At 59.3% G+C, this 16780-nt stretch carries 18 protein-coding genes; 8 read left to right on the plus strand and 10 right to left on the minus strand.

Annotation, left to right across the window (positions count from 1 at the left end):
- Window positions 1-13: 13 nt before the first annotated feature.
- The 5 genes from EX00_RS12610 to EX00_RS12630 all read left to right on the plus strand — a co-directional run bounded on the left by EX00_RS12610 (window position 14) and on the right by EX00_RS12630 (window position 4051).
- Entirely contained in the window at window positions 14-733 is a 720-nt protein-coding gene (locus EX00_RS12610; RefSeq protein ID WP_047458034.1) for an ABC transporter permease, read from the plus strand.
- Window positions 733-1458: an ABC transporter permease gene (locus EX00_RS12615; protein ID WP_047458036.1), complete on the plus strand. Its 726-nt coding sequence runs from the start codon at window positions 733-735 to the stop codon at window positions 1456-1458. The genes EX00_RS12610 and EX00_RS12615 overlap by 1 nt, the downstream gene beginning before the upstream one ends.
- Window positions 1455-2219 carry an ABC transporter ATP-binding protein gene (locus tag EX00_RS12620; RefSeq protein WP_047458038.1) on the plus strand — a complete coding sequence of 255 codons (765 nt, stop codon included), beginning with the start codon at window positions 1455-1457 and terminating at the stop codon, window positions 2217-2219. Before EX00_RS12615 ends, EX00_RS12620 begins: the two co-directional genes overlap by 4 nt.
- A gap of 36 nt (window positions 2220-2255) precedes the next feature.
- Complete coding sequence (locus tag EX00_RS12625) at window positions 2256-3113, plus strand: transporter substrate-binding domain-containing protein (RefSeq protein ID WP_047458041.1); 858 nt, start codon at window positions 2256-2258, stop codon at window positions 3111-3113.
- A 167-nt stretch (window positions 3114-3280) separates the two neighbouring features.
- A complete protein-coding gene (locus tag EX00_RS12630) occupies window positions 3281-4051 on the plus strand; it encodes a gamma-glutamyl-gamma-aminobutyrate hydrolase family protein (RefSeq protein WP_047458044.1) in 771 nt (256 codons plus the stop codon).
- Window positions 4052-4079: 28 nt separating this feature from the next.
- On the opposite strand, the gene EX00_RS12635 is transcribed toward EX00_RS12630, so the two are convergent.
- A complete protein-coding gene (locus tag EX00_RS12635) occupies window positions 4080-5114 on the minus strand; it encodes an aldo/keto reductase (protein ID WP_047458047.1) in 1035 nt (344 codons plus the stop codon).
- A gap of 93 nt (window positions 5115-5207) precedes the next feature.
- Between EX00_RS12635 and EX00_RS12640 the strand changes: the two genes are divergently transcribed.
- A complete protein-coding gene (locus tag EX00_RS12640; protein ID WP_047458050.1) occupies window positions 5208-6110 on the plus strand; it encodes a LysR family transcriptional regulator in 903 nt (300 codons plus the stop codon).
- Between the two features lie 25 nt (window positions 6111-6135).
- On the opposite strand, the gene EX00_RS12645 is transcribed toward EX00_RS12640, so the two are convergent.
- The 4 genes from EX00_RS12645 to msuE all read right to left on the minus strand — a co-directional run bounded on the left by EX00_RS12645 (window position 6136) and on the right by msuE (window position 8445).
- On the minus strand, window positions 6136-6795 hold the full coding sequence (locus EX00_RS12645) for a peroxiredoxin (RefSeq protein ID WP_047458054.1): 660 nt from the start codon (window positions 6793-6795) through the stop codon (window positions 6136-6138).
- Between the two features lie 109 nt (window positions 6796-6904).
- Entirely contained in the window at window positions 6905-7489 is a 585-nt protein-coding gene (locus EX00_RS12650) for an RBBP9/YdeN family alpha/beta hydrolase (RefSeq protein WP_047458057.1), read from the minus strand.
- A 156-nt stretch (window positions 7490-7645) separates the two neighbouring features.
- Entirely contained in the window at window positions 7646-7822 is a 177-nt protein-coding gene (locus tag EX00_RS12655; protein WP_234709014.1) for a hypothetical protein, read from the minus strand.
- A 62-nt stretch (window positions 7823-7884) separates the two neighbouring features.
- Window positions 7885-8445, minus strand: a complete 561-nt coding sequence (msuE, locus tag EX00_RS12660; RefSeq protein WP_047458062.1) for an FMN reductase — start codon at window positions 8443-8445, stop codon at window positions 7885-7887.
- Between the two features lie 307 nt (window positions 8446-8752).
- Between msuE and eglC the strand changes: the two genes are divergently transcribed.
- On the plus strand, window positions 8753-10192 hold the full coding sequence (gene eglC, locus EX00_RS12665; protein WP_047458064.1) for an endo-1,3-1,4-beta-glycanase EglC: 1440 nt from the start codon (window positions 8753-8755) through the stop codon (window positions 10190-10192).
- 73 nt (window positions 10193-10265) lie between these two features.
- Here eglC and EX00_RS12670 read toward each other — a convergent pair whose 3' ends face one another.
- The 5 genes from EX00_RS12670 to minC form a co-directional block, all read right to left on the minus strand.
- Window positions 10266-11576: an HlyD family type I secretion periplasmic adaptor subunit gene (locus tag EX00_RS12670; RefSeq protein WP_047458067.1), complete on the minus strand. Its 1311-nt coding sequence runs from the start codon at window positions 11574-11576 to the stop codon at window positions 10266-10268.
- Window positions 11573-13312: a type I secretion system permease/ATPase gene (locus tag EX00_RS12675; protein WP_047458070.1), complete on the minus strand. Its 1740-nt coding sequence runs from the start codon at window positions 13310-13312 to the stop codon at window positions 11573-11575. The genes EX00_RS12670 and EX00_RS12675 overlap by 4 nt, the downstream gene beginning before the upstream one ends.
- 477 nt (window positions 13313-13789) lie before the next feature.
- Window positions 13790-14050, minus strand: coding sequence for a cell division topological specificity factor MinE (gene minE / locus EX00_RS12680; RefSeq protein WP_047458073.1), 261 nt, complete (start codon window positions 14048-14050; stop codon window positions 13790-13792).
- Window positions 14047-14862, minus strand: coding sequence for a septum site-determining protein MinD (gene minD, locus EX00_RS12685; protein ID WP_047458075.1), 816 nt, complete (start codon window positions 14860-14862; stop codon window positions 14047-14049). Before minD ends, minE begins: the two co-directional genes overlap by 4 nt.
- A 32-nt stretch (window positions 14863-14894) precedes the next feature.
- Complete coding sequence (minC, locus tag EX00_RS12690) at window positions 14895-15626, minus strand: septum site-determining protein MinC (RefSeq protein ID WP_047458077.1); 732 nt, start codon at window positions 15624-15626, stop codon at window positions 14895-14897.
- A 249-nt stretch (window positions 15627-15875) separates the two neighbouring features.
- On the opposite strand from minC, the gene EX00_RS12695 reads away from it, so the two are divergent.
- Window positions 15876-16685, plus strand: a complete 810-nt coding sequence (locus EX00_RS12695; protein WP_047460241.1) for a mechanosensitive ion channel family protein — start codon at window positions 15876-15878, stop codon at window positions 16683-16685.
- The last annotated feature ends 95 nt before the right edge of the window (window positions 16686-16780 follow it).

Raw genomic sequence — 16780 nt, forward strand, 5'->3', positions numbered from 1 at the left:
GGCTGGCCCGACAATGAACCAGCCGGGTTTCTTCGACATCTTAAGCTTTGGACCCGACGGCTGGGCGAAGGCATTGCTGGCCGGCGCCTGGATGACTGTTCTCATCGCCATTACCGGCTATGCCATCGGCATTGTCATCGGCGGCTTTGGTTCCTGGGCCAAGGTCTCGGGCGGCCGCACCACCCGCATTGTCGCCGATACCTATACGACCGTGCTTCGTGGCATTCCGGATCTGCTGGTCATCTATCTTCTCTATTTCGGTGGCAGCGCCGCTGTCACGGCAATGGGCCGCCTGTTCGGCGCGGAGGGCTTTGTCGGCTTTCCGGGCTTTCTGGCGGGCTCGCTGGCCGTCGGCATTACGTCGGGCGCGCAACAGACGGAAGTCTTTCGCGGTGCCTTCAAGGCCGTGCACCGTGGTGAAATCGAGGCGGCGATCGCTTGCGGCATGTCGCGTTGGCTGCGCTTCCGGCGCATCGTCGCACCACTCACCTTGCGCCACGCCCTGCCCGGCCTCGGCAATGTCTGGCAGGTGGTGCTGAAGGAATCAGCATTGGTCTCGATCACCGGCGTTGCCGAACTGTTGCGTCAGGCTCAGGTCGGCGCCGGCTCCACCGGCCTCCCCTTCGATTTCTATCTGATTGCCGGGCTGCTTTATCTCGCCATCTCGACGGTATCGGGCGTGTTGATGCGTCAGGCGGAACGCTACTTCAACCGCGGCGTCAGGAGGGTCTGATGGACTGGAATTTCCTCAGCGAAACCTTCGTCAGCCTGATCGCGGCCATTCCGCTGACGCTCTCGCTCGCCGGCCTGTCGATCCTCTTCGGCGCGGTGCTGGCGCTGGGCCTCGCCGTGGCGCGTCTTTCAGGCGTTACGGCGCTCGACGGGTTCGCCCGCTTCTATGTCTTCCTTTTCCGTGGCACGCCGCTGCTCGTGCAGATCTTCCTGATCTACTATGGCCTCGGTCAATTCCCGGCGGTTCGCCATAGCATTTTATGGCCGATCCTACGCCAACCCTATTGGTGCGCCGTTTTGGCGCTCACGCTGAACACCGCTGCCTATGCCAGCGAGATCATTCGCGGCGGCCTGCTGTCGGTGCCGCATGGTCAGATCGAGGCGGCGCGGGCGTGCGGCATGGGGCGCTTCATGCAGTTTCGACGCATCATCTGGCCACTCGCCATCCGCCAGGCGCTGCCGGGCTACGGCAACGAGATGATCTCCATGGTCAAGGCGACCTCGCTTGCCTCCATCATCACCTTGATGGAAGTGACCGGCGTTGCCGCCAAGCTCATTTCGGAGACCTACCGCGCCATCGAGGTCTTCATCGTTGCCGGCGCGATCTATCTCGCCATCAACTTCCTGCTGACCCGCCTCATCCAACTGCTCGAATATTGGCTGAGCCCGCATCTGCGCCAGCCGCGCCCCTTGCTCATACCGACCACCGAAGGAGATGCGCCATGACCGACACGGCTCCCGCGCTCAGCGTCCGGAACCTGCACAAGAGCTTCGGTCCGGTCGAAGTCCTCAAGGGCATATCGCTCGACGCCCAGCAGGGCGATGTCATCTCCATTCTCGGCTCTTCCGGTTCGGGTAAGTCGACCTTCCTTCGCTGCATCAACATGCTGGAAACGCCGGATTCCGGAGATATCACGGTGGCCGGCGAAACCATCCACATGCAGTCCGGCCGCAAGGGCAACCGCCCGACCGATCGACGGCAAGTGGATCGCATCCGCTCCAGGCTCGGCATGGTTTTCCAGAGCTTCAACCTCTGGAGCCACAAGACGGTTCTGGAAAACATCATCGAAGCACCCGTTCATGTGCAGCGCCGCCCGAAGGCGGAATGCATCGAGGAGGCCGAGGCACTGCTGGCCAAGGTCGGCATCGCCGACAAGCGCAACCATTATCCCTCGCATCTTTCCGGCGGACAGCAGCAGCGCGCGGCCATTGCCCGCGCGCTTGCTATGCAGCCGAAGGTGATGCTGTTCGACGAGCCGACATCGGCGCTCGACCCGGAGCTGGTCGGCGAAGTCCTGCGCGTCATGCGTGGGCTTGCAGAGGAAGGACGCACCATGCTGGTCGTCACCCATGAGATGGGTTTTGCCCGCGACGTCTCCAGCCGCGTGATCTTCGTCCATCAGGGATTGATCGAGGAAGACGGGAAGCCGCACGAGGTTTTCGCCAATTCGAAATCGGAGCGATTCCGCCAGTTCATTTCCAAATAAACCACCTATACGACCACAAAAAGGGGAACGACTACAATGAAATATCTAATTTCTCTCATGAAGGCCTTCAGCCTTCTGACACTGATCTTCGTGTCCGCCGTCGCGCATGCCGACGAGAAGAAATGGACGCATGTGACGATCGCCACCGAAGGTGAATTCCGTCCATGGAACTTCACCAAGTCGGACGGCACACTGGACGGCTACGAAATCGACCTGATCAAATATCTCTGCGCCCACATGAAGGTGGAATGCACGACCGTCGTCCAGTCCTTCGACGGCATGATCCCGGCTCTGCAGGCCGGCAAGTTCGACGCCATCATCTCGGGCATGTCGGCGACGCCAAAGCGCGAGGAAGTCATCGCCTTTAGCGATTCCTACGGCACGACCGGCCAGACTTTCGCCACGCTGAAATCCGATCCGTTGGCGCAAATGCCGCTGAAAGACCAGGTCTTCTCGCTCGGATCAAACGAGCAGGGCGCGATCGACGCGCTCAAGCAGCTCGAGCCCCTGTTGAAAGGCAAGACCATCGGCGTCCAGACGGCCTCGATCGCCGAAAATTTCCTGCAGAAATACCTGAAGGACGTCGTCACCATCCAGGAATACAAGACGACCGAGCAACACGATCTTGACCTCAAGGCCGGCCGCGTCGACCTGATCATGGCCTCCACCGCCTATCTGTCGACGGCTGCGTCCAAGCCCGGCAATGAGGATTTCGCGCTGACCGGTCCGCGCTTCCAGGGCGGTCTGCTCGGACGCGGCAGCTCCGTTGGCCTGCGTAAGACCGATCCGGAACTGAAGGCGCTGTTCAACGACGCCATCGTCGCCGCCAAGGCCGACGGAACGATCGCAAAACTCTCGCAGAAATGGTTCGGCTTCGACGTGACGCCGCGTTGAGATCTTTCTCCTAAGAACGGTCGCCTTTCGGGTGACCGTTCCTTGGTTATAGCGGAAAATGCAACGATAGTTCTTGCGCCTCCATCCGCGCGGGCGTTATCCATTATGACAAAAGAGGCCCATTAACGCGGACCGCCAGCATTGCGGCTTGAAGGTGAGAGCAGAGAATGACGAGACCCGTGATCGGCGTCATCGGGAACGCCCGCATTGTGGAGAGCCGTTTCGCCGCTCAGCTTGTCGGAGATAATAATCTACGGGCCATAACCGAAGTCGCTGGCGCTCTGCCATTGATGTTCGCCGGCAGCCCGAGCCTCACCGACATTCAGGATCTATTGGCCATCGTCGACGGCGTGTTGCTGACGGGCGCCAGAGCCAATGTGCATCCCAGCCACTTCAACACCGAGCCCAATCCTAAGCATGAGCCGTATGACGAGGACCGCGACGCCGTGGCGCTGCCACTGATCCGGGCCTGTGTCGAGCGCGGCTTGCCCATCTTCGGCATATGCCGCGGCTTTCAGGAAATGAATGTGGCGGCCGGCGGCTCGCTGCATCCGGAGATTCGCGAATTGCCGGGACGCATGAACCATCGGATGCCGCGTCTAGAGAACGGTGAAATTCATCCCGATCTGGAGGTGGTTTTTGCCGATCGCCACGATGTTCGGCTCGTGCCGGGCGGAACGTTCGCTCGCATTTTCGGCCGAGACGTGATCCGGGTGAACTCCCTGCATGGTCAAGGCGTGCTTGAACTTGGCGAACAGGTGGTTGCGGAAGGGATTGCCGAGGATGGTACGATCGAGGCGATCCGCTTCAAGGACGCTCGGGAATTTGCACTCGGCGTGCAATGGCACGCCGAGCACGATCCGCAAACCAATCCCGTGAATCGTGCCTTGTTCCAGGCGTTCGGTGATGCGGTGAGACGGCACAAGAGCAACCGTTAGCCAGTGTTGCGAAATCAGATCATGTAAATCAGGTAAGCGGCGGATTCAGTTTGGCAAATCCTTCCTGGTTTCTGTAGGGAAAATATGGATAGGGCGACATCACCACGCTCACCTTATCAAGTTTGCCAACCTGCTCTTTCGACAGCGACCAGCCGACGGCTCCGAGGTTCTGACGAAGCTGCTCCTCGTTTCGCGCGCCGATGATGACGCTTGAGACAGTCGGGCGGCCTACGAGCCAGTTGATGGCGATCTGCGGCACGGTTTTGCCCGTCTCGGCCGCGATCTCTTCAAGCACCTCGACAATATCAAAGAGCTTCTCGTCATCCACCGGCGGGCCGAAGCTAGCCGTTTCGTGCAGTCGGCTTTTCTCGGGAAGAGGCTGGCCACGGCGGATCTTGCCCGTCAGCCGACCCCAGGCAAGCGGGCTCCAGACGAGCGCGCCGACATTCTGATCGGCGGCAAGCGGCATCAACTCCCATTCATAGTCGCGGCCCGCAAGCGAGTAGTAGACCTGGTGGGCGACATAGCGGGGATAGGCATGCCTCTCCGAGACCGCCAGCGACTTCATCAGCTCCCAGCCGGCGAAATTGGAGGCGCCGACATAGCGGAGTTTTCCCGCCGTCACGAGGCCGTCGAGTGTGGAGAGCACTTCCTCGACCGGCGTCGAGGCATCGAAGGCGTGCAATTGCAGCAGGTCGATATAGTCGGTTCCGAGACGGCGCAGGGCGTCGTCCACGGATCTGATCAGCCGGGAGCGCGACGTACCCCAATCGGCAGGTCCGTCGCCGGTGGGGAGCGCCGTCTTGGTCGAGATCAGGACGGCATCGCGCCTCCCCCGGATTGCCTGCCCGAGCACGTCCTCCGATGCGCCGGCGGAGTAGACATCCGCCGTATCGAAGAGATTGACGCCTGCCTCCAGGCAAATATCGACAAGACGGCGTGCTTCCACCGCGTCGGTCGTCCCCCAGGCGCCAAACAGCGGACCACTGCCGCCGAAGGTGCCGGCCCCAAAGCTCAAGACCGGCACCCGAAGGCCGGATGCGCCGAGATTTCTGTATTCCATGGCTCTGTCTCCTGTTGTTCCAACTGAGATAGACGCTCCATCCAACGTGATATAGATTGCCCATAAGAAACTCATTTGTGATTTGAATTCATCATGAGCCGTCAGGACATTAATCGCTCCGGTGAGATGGAAGTCTTCGTGCGCGCGGTCGAGCTTGGTGGCTTCACCGCCGCGGCGACCGCCTGCCGCATGACGCCATCCGCCGTCAGCAAGCTGGTTTCACGTCTCGAGGCCCGATTGGGCGCGCGGCTCATCAACCGCTCGACCCGACGGCTGCAACTGACACCGGAGGGATGCGCCTTTTATGAGCGCAGCATAGCGATCCTTGCCGACATCGCCGAGGCCGAGCGCTATGCCTCGGCGGGCGAGCAGGCTGCGGGGCCTATCCGCATCAATACCAGCGGCTCCTTCGGCAACCACGTACTGGCGCCGCTCATTCCGTCGTTCATGGCGCTATACCCCGCCGTCTCGCTTGAGATCGTTCACACCGACAGGGTCGTGGATCTGATGGAGGAGCGGGCCGACGTTGCGATCCGCACCGGTCCGCTCAAGAATTCCAGCCTGACTGCCCGCAAACTCGGCACGACCCGCAAGATCATCGTCGCCTCCCCAGACTACCTCCAACGTCGTGGCACGCCAAGATCGATCGACGAACTGCAAAAGCACTGCCGTATCGGCTTTGCCTACGCACGCGCCGTGGAGGGATGGCCGCTGCTAAGCGCCGGCAAAACGATGACGGTTCCTGTTACACCAGGCCTGCAAGTCGACGATGGCGAGGCCATGCGCCATCTAGCGCTTACGGGTGCCGGCCTGGCACGGCTTCCCGCATTCACGGTCAAGGCTGATATCGAATCAGGCCATCTGGCGCCCGTGCTTGAGGACATCAATCCGGGCGATATCGAGGAATTCTATGCCGTCCATATCGGCCAGGGCGGTCCGTTGCCGACTCGCGTCCGGGCGCTGCTGGATTTCCTGCACGACAACGTCAGGCTGTGAGGAGCCTGCTTGGCTTACGGCGCATTCAGAGCGCCGGCTGCTTGGTCTTGCGCAAATAGGGTAGCACGGTATCGAACGAGCCGAAGCGGCTGATGGCGTCCTCGTTGGATACGGCGGCGGTGATGATGACATCCTCGCCCTGCTGCCAATTGGCCGGCGTGGCGACCTGATGCTTGGCGGTCAGCTGGATGGAGTCGATGGCGCGGAGGATTTCATTGAAGTTCCGGCCCGTCGTCATCGGATAGGTGAGGATCAGCTTGATCTTCTTGTCGGCTCCGATGACGAAGACGGAACGCACGGTAGCATTGTCGGCGGGCGTACGCCCTTCGGAGCTTTCACCGGCGCCAGCCGGCAGCATATCGTAGAGCTTGGCGACCTTGAGATCCTTGTCGCCGATCAGCGGATATTCGACATCGAAACCGGTAGCCGTCTTGATGTCGCCCTTCCATTTCGCATGGCTTTCGACCGGATCGACGGAAATGCCAATGACCTTGACGCCGCGCTTTGCGAATTCCTGCTCCAGTCCCGCCATCGCCCCGAGTTCGGTCGTGCAGACCGGCGTGAAATTCTTGGGGTGCGAGAACAGCACGGCCCAGCCATTGCCGATCCAGTCATGGAACTGGATCGCGCCCTGAGACGTGTCGGCGGTAAAGTCGGGCGCGATATCGTTGATACGCAGGCTCATGGTCAATCCTCCAAATATCGGGTCGCCGCAGTCAAATGGCTGGCAACAAACGTCGGGCAAAAGAAATTCACCGCAGAATGACGGTGAATACTGTCAAAGAAAAGCTTCCTCACGCGGTCGCAGCAGTCACGGATGGAGAAACATGCGGTCTCCGGTGCCTACAACGCGCCTTCAACGTCTCCAGAAGAGCATACCCGCTCGGCCAACGCCCGAAACCGCTTGCGACATTGATATGGCCGGCAAGGCCGATATTCTTGATGTCGGAATTCCAGAGGCGCCCAAACATCGTAAGGCGGTCGAGCGTCATATAGATATCGTTCAGGCTGCCGATCGTCATGCTGGGAAATGGCAGGGTTTCGGTGGGCATGGTGCCGAAGGAGACATGCCCCGCATGCAGCGTTTCCGTCGTCGGGAGATCACAAGGCGCAACGAGCAGCGCGCCCTTGACGCGGCACGCAGCCGGCCGGCTCGCCAGTTGGGCGGCCAGCAGGCAGCCGAGACTATGAGCAACGATATAGGCGTCGCCCGCTTCTTCCAGTGCCGCTTCGAGCTTCTCCATCCAATCACGAAGGTTGGGATGATCCCAGTCGTCCTGGTCCACCACATGGCCGTCCGGCTGATCCTGCAGCCAATAGCGCTGCCAATGCCCTTCCCCCGACCCGAACAGGCCCGGCAATATCAGCACCCTGCTCATTCAGAACGCCCCCACCACGAGCGCGAACAGAAAGACGAAGGAGGAGACGACAGTGCAAATTTCGACGCCGCGAACAAGACGGGAGCGAATGTCACTCGGCACGCGCCTTACAACCGGTCGCCGGAGATCGAAAGCCAGAGCCATCGCGCGTTCCTCTCAATACCAGGCAACCGGCGTGGAGCACCAGAAGTAGAACTCGTAATCGCGCGCTGACGGCGCCCGATCATCGTCGGCGGCAGCCGTTCTGTCGAATAGCGGAAGAGGCTCATCCGCCCAGTGGAGCCATAGCTGGCCGAAGGCAGTCTTCAAGCGGGTGATGACATCGAATTTCATGCTATCCTCCATCTCGTTGATCCAATTTCCTTAGCAAATGGATGAGGCTATTCGCCAATCGGTCACTCGGCTGCGGCAAGCAGCGCGGTCGCGCCGGGAAAGAAAGCCGAGAGCTCGCCGATCACTTCGTCGATGCGCTTGGAAAGCGGTTCGGACGAAATCTTGTAATCCGTAAAATCACGATCCGAGGCGTAGATCGCCGTCGGCAGCGTGTGCGCCATGAAGAAGCCGAAGAGCGGTCGCAGCTGATGCTCGACCATCAATGCATGCCGATCACCGCCGCCTGTTGCGGTGATAATGATCGGCTTGGCCCGCAGCTCATGCGGGTCGATGAGATCGATAAGGTGCTTGAAAAGACCGGGATAGGATCCCTTGTAGGTCGGTGAGCCGATGACCAACACATCGGACGCGACGATATCGTCGATCACCCGCTTCGCTTGATCGTCCAGCTCCTTGCGCCACTGGGCCGCGCCGAGCGATGGGCCAACATCGTGCAGATCGTATATGCTGCTCGCAAAACCATACTGATTGGTCGCTAGATCGGCCACGTTCTGCACGAGCGCGTATGTCTTCGACGGGCGATTGAAACTACCGGCGATGCCGACGAGTTTGCGGGCAACCATTCTCATTCCTTTCCGAGCTTCGAACAAGCTTTCCAATGAGCGAATATTGTCTATGAAAATGGTAGATTAAAAGGAACGACCATCTCTCCTTGCCCGGAAAACGGGAAATCTGTTCCGTTCGCCAGGGACGTGGTTCGGTCGATGCTGCCCGCAGTCCGCGCATGCGGCCGATATCTCTACTTTGAAATGAAAAATTTTTTTCGGAGGGACTAGGCGCCAATGCCGATGGCCCTATCTTGCCAAATAAGGCGCGAAACAATGTTGGCTTTGTGGAGGAGACAACCTAACGCAACGGAAGAGGTTGCCAATGACGGATAGTGTTCTCAATGCCCTGGGCCAGCCGCTTTACTATAGTGGAGCGTCGACAGGTTTCTTCTCCGCCACGGGCTCCGGCCCGACACTCTACGGCACCGCTGGAAACGATTCCATGTGGGGCGATAGTTCCGTCAACGTCACGATGGTGGGCGGCACCGGCGACGACATCTACTATCTCTATTCCAGCATCAACCATGCCTACGAAGCGCCCAGCGCTGGGGTCGATACCATCAGTACCTGGATGGACTATACCCTGCCGGACAATTTCGAGAATCTGACGGTGACCGGCAACAACCGTCATGCCTACGGCAACAGCGCCGACAATATCATTACCGGCGGCACAGGCAGCCAGACCATAGATGGCGGCGCCGGCAACGATGTTCTGACCGGCGGCGGCGGCGCTGACACCTTCATCATCAGCAAGGGTAACGGCAGCGACCTGATCACCGATTTCAGCGACGACGACAAGGTGCGTCTAAACCAATACGGGCTGACCTCTTTCGATCAAGTCGTTAGCCACACCACCCAGGAAGGCGCCAATCTGCGGCTGGATCTGGGAAACGGCGAGAGCCTGGTTTTCGCCAACAAGACCGTGGCTGATCTCCATGACGATCAGTTTCAGCTCGGCCTTGACCGCTCCTCGCTGACGCAAACCTTTTCGGACGATTTCAATTCGCTTTCGCTCAGCGACGGGACGCAAGGCACCTGGGAAGCGAAATTTCACTGGGCGCCGGACAAGGGCAGCAGCCTGAACGACGAGCTGCAATGGTATGTCAACCCGTCCTACGCGCCGACCGCGTCGGTCAATCCGTTTTCCGTTTCCGACGGCGTTTTGACGATCAGCGCCAAAGCGACGCCCGATGCGCTAAAATCGGTTGTGGAGGATCACGACTACACCTCCGGTATCCTCACCAGCTACTCTTCGTTTTCCCAGACCTACGGCTATTTCGAAATGCGGGCCGAGATGCCGCATGATCAAGGCGCATGGCCGGCCTTCTGGCTGTTGCCGGAAGATGGTTCATGGCCGCCGGAACTCGACGTGGTGGAAATGCGCGGGCAGGAACCGAACACGGTCCATGTGACGGCGCATTCGAACGCGACGGGCGAGCACACGAAGGACTCCATTGCTGTGTCGGTTCCCGATACCGACGGCTTCCACACCTATGGCGTGCTCTGGGATCAGGACCAGATCGTCTGGTACTTTGACGATGTTGCTGTAGCGCACGCCGATACGCCGAGCGATATGAACGGCCCCATGTACATGCTTGTCAATCTCGCGGTCGGCGGCATGGCGGGTACGCCTGGCGAAAGCCTGAAAGATGATGGGTCGCAAATGAAGATCGACTATATCAAGGCCTATTCGCTGGATGACCACACCGCCCAGACGGCCTCGGCGGTTCAGTCTACTCATACCACCGACTGGCATATATGATGAGATCCAGGACGCATCAGGCGCCCGGCGCGGCCGTTTATAATCGCGGCCGCGCACTTTTCGAAAGCGTGCTTTAGTCCCCTTTGAACGCCCGCTTGATCTGATCAGTCATCGGCTTGGTTAAATAAGCGAGAACGCTTCTTGAGCCGGTCTGCATGAAGGCTTCCACCGGCATGCCGGGAAGCGGCGTCAGCCCGCCCAACCGATCCCACTCCTCCTTCGGCGCTTTGGCGCGAACGACATAGTAGCTCTGGCCCGAATGCTGATCGGTCGTGAGATCCGCAGAAATGGTATCAACGCGACCATTCAGCTCGGGCGTGATGCGCTGGTTGAATGCCGAAAATCGCAAGCCAACCACCTGCCCGACAGCAATCTGGTCAATGTCCTGCGGCGAGAGCTTCAGTTCAGCGACAAGCGCGTCCTTGTCCGGCACGATCTGCATGATCGTTTCCGCCGGCCCGATCACCGCGCCCGCCGCGTGGACGTTCAACTGATCGACGATCCCAGCTTGCGGCGCCCTGATGTCTATCCGTCGCAGATCGTCTTCGACGGCAATCAACCGCTCCGAAAACTGTCCCGTATCGCTTTCTGCCTGCCGTAGCTGATCGGAAACCTCGGAACTGCGATCATTGTCGATCTGAATGATCTGAAGCTCGGTCTCGGTTATCTTGCCGTTAGTCTGCGCGATCGACGATACGAGATTGCCAAGCTCGCCCGTCAGCCGAGCGCTGTCCCTCTGCAGCGAATAGACCTTCGTCGCTGAAATGATGCCTTGATCCAGCAATTGCTGGAGGCTGGCAAGCTCCTTGCCGACGAGTTCGATCTCGATCCGCTTGCCCTTTTCCTGCGCGACAAGGCCCTCGACTTCCTGTTTCAGCTGCTGAATTCTTTCGCGCAGCTGCGACTTCTGGCCTTGTCGCGATGCCAGGCGGTCGTTGAAGAGGCGTTGCTCGCCGGCCAGTATATTCTTCACATCATCATTGCCGGCATTGGAGAGCAGATCCGCCGGGAACGCGATCGCATCCTTGCCGTCACGCTCCGCCACCAGCCGTGCCGTTCGCGCGGCAAGTTCATTTAAGCGCTTCCTGAAAATGGCAAGACTGGCTCTGGTTTGCGTATCATCCAGGCGGATCAGGACCTGACCGGCATCAACGCGGTCGCCATTCTTCACGCTGATCGCGCTGACAATGCCGCCCTTGAGGTGCTGAACGGGCTTTACGTGGCTGTCGACGACCAGTGTACCGGAAGAGATGACCGCTCCCGAAATCTTCGTCGCCGCCGCAAGACCGCCCATAATGCCGAACAGGAGAAGGATTGTCACGAGAACGAAGATGGAAAGGCGGCGGATTGAGCGTTCCGTGGAAGACAGGCTCGTGTTCTTCATCCGCTTACATCCTCGCCGGCGATCATCAATCGGACAGGCCCGGTTCCCGACGGCTTCGTCCCTAGTACTTCATCCTTGGGGCCGAATGCCTGCATTTGGCCATTGGCAATAATCAGGACCTTATCGGCAGCCGCAAGCGCGCTCGGCCTGTGTGCCACGACGATGGCGATGCCGCCCCGGGCCCGCACGCCGATCAAGGCTTTGGTCAGGGACGCCTCCCCTTCCGCATCCAGATTCGAGTTCGGTTCGTCCAGTACCACCAGGAACGGGTCACCATAAAGTGCGCGCGCCAATGCGATGCGCTGCCTTTGACCACCAGACAGCCGCGAGCCGCCCTCGCCGATGACTGTGTCAAAACCGTCCGGCAGCTTGACGATCATGTCATATACGCCGGCCGCCTTCGCAGCCGCGATGATCGGTTCAGGCTGCATGTCCTTCGCAAAACGAGAGATATTCTCGGCGATCGAGCCGTCGAACAGGCCGACATCCTGCGGAAGATATCCGACATGCCGCCCAAGTTCGCTCGGCTCCCACTGCGACAGCGCCGCCTGATCGAGCCTGATCGCGCCGATGGTGACCGGCCACAGCCCGGTGATCGCCCTGGCGAGAGACGATTTTCCCGAGGCGCTTGGACCGACAACGCCGAGCACCGTTCCCGCCGATATCTTGAACGAGATATTGCGCAGGATGAAATCGCGGCTTCCCGGAGACGTCAGGCCGATATTTTCGACGCTGAGATCTTTTTGCGGCGCCGGCAGGGTAACAGCCCATTGTTCGTTCGGAATCAGGTTTAACAGCTTGTTGAGACGCGCCCAGCTTTGGCGCGCGGCCACAAAGCCTTTCCATTGTCCGATGGCAAGTTCGACCGGAGCCAGAGCGCGAGTGACCATGATCGAGCTTGCGATGATAATCCCGCCCGTTGCCTGCTGGTCGATGACGAGAATGGCGCCGACGGCCAGAACTCCGGACTGAAGCATCATCCGCGATATCTTGGCGATCGTGGTCAGCGTGCCGGCAATGTTGCTCGCGGCCAGCTGATTTCCGAGGTAGTCCTCATTCATCGCCGCCCATTTTTCGGTGAGGCGACCGCTGAAACCCATGGCGACCACGGCCTCCCAGTTTCGCCGCGCGGCCTGCGCGAAGCTGAGGCGGGCCGCCGAGGATTTGGCGGCTTCGAGCGCCGGCCGATGCGACAACACCTCGGCAAGCACGGTCAGGATGATAAGCAAAATTGCACCACAGAGCGCGGTGACGCCGATCCAGAAATGGAACAGAAAGCACAGGACCAGGTAAAAGGGCATCCAGGGTAGATCGAACAAAGCCGCGCATCCGGCTCCGGAGAGGAACGAGCGGACCTGCTCCAGATCGCGAACGGACTGGAGCCCATCATCGGACGTCTGCATTCTGGTCGGCAAAAGAACGAGCGAGCTGAAGACTTTCCGGTTCATCCGTTCATCAAGGGATGCGCCGACACGCGCCAGCAGCATCGAGCGCAGCAACTCCAGTGCCCCCTGGAATATGAACAGGGTCGCGGCGATGATCGCGAGGCCCGCCAATGTCGGAAGACTGCGTCCGGGAATGACCCGATCGTAAACCTGCAGCATGAAGAACGAGCCGGTCAGCGCCAGCACATTGATCGCCGCGCTAGCGATAGCGATGCTGAAGAACGCTTTTCGAAGCGACGAAAGCATCAGGAAGACAAATGTTCGCGGTGGTTCTTTCGCAACAGCAAGCACGTTGCTTCAATCCTTAAGTTAGTCCTTGGATGGCAGCAGAGTGTGCACGGCATTGCCCCTATCGTCCCTCTCAAGTGAGGAAACCAGAATGACGCAAAGAGCCAACCACATTCCGATGGCGGCGATGAAAACTGCTTACGGCCCCTTACCTGATCCGCAGCCCTAAAGCTGACTGCTCCATGTACAAGTATCGAATATTATTTGCATTTTATGAAGTCGAAATTCACGAATCCTCCAACTTCAGTGAACCCGACCTTAGGATTTCGAGCGATGTTTCATCGTGGCACATTGTCTGGTTGCGACACACAATCGGCCAGACATGCCATGGTGGAAATCGTGGTGGCCGGGTTGCCTCCGCTCAGTCGGAGGCGTCATACAAAAAATCCCCCGGCCGATGGCCGGAGGATTGCGCAGTTGAATATACTATCTTTGAGGGGCACGCCGAAACCATGCCGAGCGCATCCGGCAAACTTGGCCTCAAGCGGCCCGCACGGTTGCGTTCAGCGGAATTTCGACGTCGATTTCAAGCGTCGAGACATGCTCGTTGCAATCCATCTTCACCTGCACCTTGTCCCTGTCGAGCTGAACGTGCTTTTCGATCACGGCAAGGATTTCCTCGCGCAATAGAAACACCAGATCCGATCCCACGGACGAGCGTTCGTGGGCCAGAAGCAGTTGCAACCGTTCGCGCGCCGCCGGCGCGGTCTTTTGCTTTCCAAAAAGACGAAAAATGTTCATGCCGCCCTCCGTCCGAAGATCTTGCCGAAAATGTTCCGCTTTTCTCCGGGGATCGTGATCGGAACAACCTCGCCGGCAAGCCGACGAGCAGCGTCGAAATACGCCATGGCCGGCGCGCTGCGGCTATCAGCCAGCGTAACCGGGGCGCCGATGTTGGAGGCGCGCAGCACATCCATGCTTTCCGGAATGATACCGAGAAGCGGAATGGACAGGATCTCCAGGACGTCATCGACCTTGAGCATGTCGCCGCGTTCGGCGCGATTGGCGTCGTAGCGGGTCAGAAGCAGATGCTTTTCCATGCGCTCGCCGCGCTCAGCCTTGAGCGTCTTGGAGTCGAGCAGGCCAATGATGCGATCCGAATCGCGCACCGAGGAGACTTCCGGATTGGTGACGACCACCGCCGTATCCGCATGGCGCATTGCAAGCGTAGCACCGCGTTCGATCCCGGCCGGGCTGTCGCAGATGATCCAGTCGAAATGCTGCCGCAGCTCGTTGATGACGCGCTCGACGCCTTCGGGTGTCAGATTGTCCTTGTCGCGGGTCTGCGATGCCGGCAGCAGAAACAGCGTTTCCAGCCGCTTGTCGCGGATCAGCGCCTGCGGCAGCTTGGCATCACCCTGAATGACGTTGACGAGATCGTAGACGACCCGGCGTTCCGCACCCATGACCAGATCGAGATTGCGCAGCCCGACGTCAAAATCGACGACGACCACCTTCTCGTTCCGTTGCGCCAGGGCGGCTCCGAGGGCTGCAGTCGAGGTCGTCTTGCCAACCCCGCCCTTGCCTGACGTCACTACGATGACTTTCCCCATCTTGCTCTCCTGTTTTCTGACCGGTTTCCGGCTCAGATAAGTTTCTCTGCTTTGATCGCATCGTCTTCCAGCCAGAGCTGGACGGCCTGCCCGCGAAGGTTGGCGGGCATGTCTTCCGCCATCTTGTAAATGCCGTCGATGGCAACCAGCTCGGCCTCAAGCTTGCGGCAGAAGATATGCGCGGATGCCTTGCCCAACGATCCCGCCATGGCACGACCGCGCAAGGTTCCATAGATATGGATCGAACCGCCGGCGACGATCTCCGCTCCCGAAGCAACGGACCCAACGACAGTGACGTCACCTTCCGGGAAGATGATCGACTGACCAGAGCGCACGGGCTCCCTGATCGTGATGGACTGAACCGACTGAACTGCCGGACGAGCCTCGGTCGATACCGGCGTTGTCTGAACTTCGACAGTCGGCTCCTTCTCGGGAACCTCGAAGTCGGAGCCTGCCCGGCCACCCTTGAGAGCGGCAGGCATGCCTGGACCCAGGATCGACGGACGCGCGCCCTCGATTCCCATGATGCTGACGTTGCGCTGACCAAGCTCTGCGATGAGCTCCTTCAGCTGCGAACGGTCGATCGGCAGATCCGTCACGTCGAGCACAACCGGTCTTCCAAGGAAAAATCCGGCCGAGCGCGCAGCAAGATCATCCAATCTTATCAACCAGTTATCGAACGGAAGATCCGGAGAAAGCATGACCGCCAGAAAGGAGCGGCCCTTGATGCGAATGGAGCGAGGGTCTGTTATCACTTTGGTCATCTATGTAAATAAATCGTTGATATTGTGTACCAACGCCATGGTTAACAAATGGTTAATTTCGCCCCATAAACCGTAAATCGCAGCCGCCCCAAAACCCAAAATGGCCTCTCGCCTACAGTCCTTATTTCGGGTGATCTAGCGATTGCCGCCATTGCATTTACCATCGTGGAAAGGCACCAAAGCGGAACCAGTTCGGCTTCGGAGGGTTCCTTGGCCGTGACCATCAATGGCCTGAAAGGTATTCGCAGCATGGAAAATCAAGCCACCAACGCAATCATCGCCACGCAGACGGCGCTCGGTCAGGCAAGCGCTCTGATCGTTCACTATGGCTTCTCGACTATAGGAGCGATTGTCCTGCTGGCCGGCGGCTGGGTTCTTGCCAGCGTCATCAGCCGGTGGGCCTATAAAGGCATCTCGAAAATTCACGGCATCGACGAAACGTTGGCTCGATTCTTCGAAAAGGCGCTCCACTACGGGCTGCTGATTCTCGTGTTCGTTACCGTTCTTGGTCAATTCGGGGTCCAGACGACCTCGATCGTCGCAACATTGGGTGCTGCCGGCCTCGCCATCGGGCTCGCCCTTCAAGGTACGCTACAAAACATAGCGGCCGGAATCATGCTGCTCGCACTGCGTCCCTTTCGCGTTGGCGAGTATATAGAAGCCTCCGCCGTTGCCGGCAAAATCGTCGAAGTCGGCTTGTTCGCTACCCAATTGCGCACCGCTGACGGCCTCTATCTGCTCGCGCCGAACTCGACGCTGTGGAATACGCCGATCATCAATCATAGCCGCGAACCCAATCGCCGGCAGGAGCTATCGGTGGCCGTCGGCGACGACGCCAATCTGAAGCTCGCCTCGAAAACCCTTCTCGACATCGTCACCGACGATCGCCGCGTGAGGAGCAGCCCTGCTGCCCGTGTTTATTCCGACGAACTGACCGCCGAAAAGACGACATTAAAGATCGAATACTGGGTGAAGACCAGCGACTGGGCGGAGACCCGTCACGATCTGGTCGACCGGATGAGAATCGCGCTCGCGGACAAGGGAATCGTCATCAAGTAGGCATGGACTTTCACCTGTCATAGCAGGAAAATTTCGCTTAGATGCTGGGCTTGGCTGAGTCGGTAAAGACGGCCGGAATGCAGGGAAAAGGACGG

Origin of the sequence: Martinezella rhizogenes (assembly GCF_000799715.1) — a bacterium.
Classification (GTDB): domain Bacteria; phylum Pseudomonadota; class Alphaproteobacteria; order Rhizobiales; family Rhizobiaceae; genus Rhizobium; species Rhizobium rhizogenes_C.

Coding starts and splice junctions, on each gene's coding strand:
- EX00_RS12610 (WP_047458034.1), top strand. CDS start 14: ATGAACCAGCCGGGTTTCTTCGACATCTTAAGCTTTGGACCCGACGGC.
- EX00_RS12615 (WP_047458036.1), top strand. CDS start 733: ATGGACTGGAATTTCCTCAGCGAAACCTTCGTCAGCCTGATCGCGGCC.
- EX00_RS12620 (WP_047458038.1), top strand. CDS start 1,455: ATGACCGACACGGCTCCCGCGCTCAGCGTCCGGAACCTGCACAAGAGC.
- EX00_RS12625 (WP_047458041.1), top strand. CDS start 2,256: ATGAAATATCTAATTTCTCTCATGAAGGCCTTCAGCCTTCTGACACTG.
- EX00_RS12630 (WP_047458044.1), top strand. CDS start 3,281: ATGACGAGACCCGTGATCGGCGTCATCGGGAACGCCCGCATTGTGGAG.
- EX00_RS12635 (WP_047458047.1), bottom strand. CDS start 5,114: ATGGAATACAGAAATCTCGGCGCATCCGGCCTTCGGGTGCCGGTCTTG.
- EX00_RS12640 (WP_047458050.1), top strand. CDS start 5,208: ATGAGCCGTCAGGACATTAATCGCTCCGGTGAGATGGAAGTCTTCGTG.
- EX00_RS12645 (WP_047458054.1), bottom strand. CDS start 6,795: ATGAGCCTGCGTATCAACGATATCGCGCCCGACTTTACCGCCGACACG.
- EX00_RS12650 (WP_047458057.1), bottom strand. CDS start 7,489: ATGAGCAGGGTGCTGATATTGCCGGGCCTGTTCGGGTCGGGGGAAGGG.
- EX00_RS12655 (WP_234709014.1), bottom strand. CDS start 7,822: ATGAAATTCGATGTCATCACCCGCTTGAAGACTGCCTTCGGCCAGCTA.
- msuE (WP_047458062.1), bottom strand. CDS start 8,445: ATGGTTGCCCGCAAACTCGTCGGCATCGCCGGTAGTTTCAATCGCCCG.
- eglC (WP_047458064.1), top strand. CDS start 8,753: ATGACGGATAGTGTTCTCAATGCCCTGGGCCAGCCGCTTTACTATAGT.
- EX00_RS12670 (WP_047458067.1), bottom strand. CDS start 11,576: ATGAAGAACACGAGCCTGTCTTCCACGGAACGCTCAATCCGCCGCCTT.
- minE (WP_047458073.1), bottom strand. CDS start 14,050: ATGAACATTTTTCGTCTTTTTGGAAAGCAAAAGACCGCGCCGGCGGCG.
- minD (WP_047458075.1), bottom strand. CDS start 14,862: ATGGGGAAAGTCATCGTAGTGACGTCAGGCAAGGGCGGGGTTGGCAAG.
- minC (WP_047458077.1), bottom strand. CDS start 15,626: ATGACCAAAGTGATAACAGACCCTCGCTCCATTCGCATCAAGGGCCGC.
- EX00_RS12695 (WP_047460241.1), top strand. CDS start 15,876: ATGGAAAATCAAGCCACCAACGCAATCATCGCCACGCAGACGGCGCTC.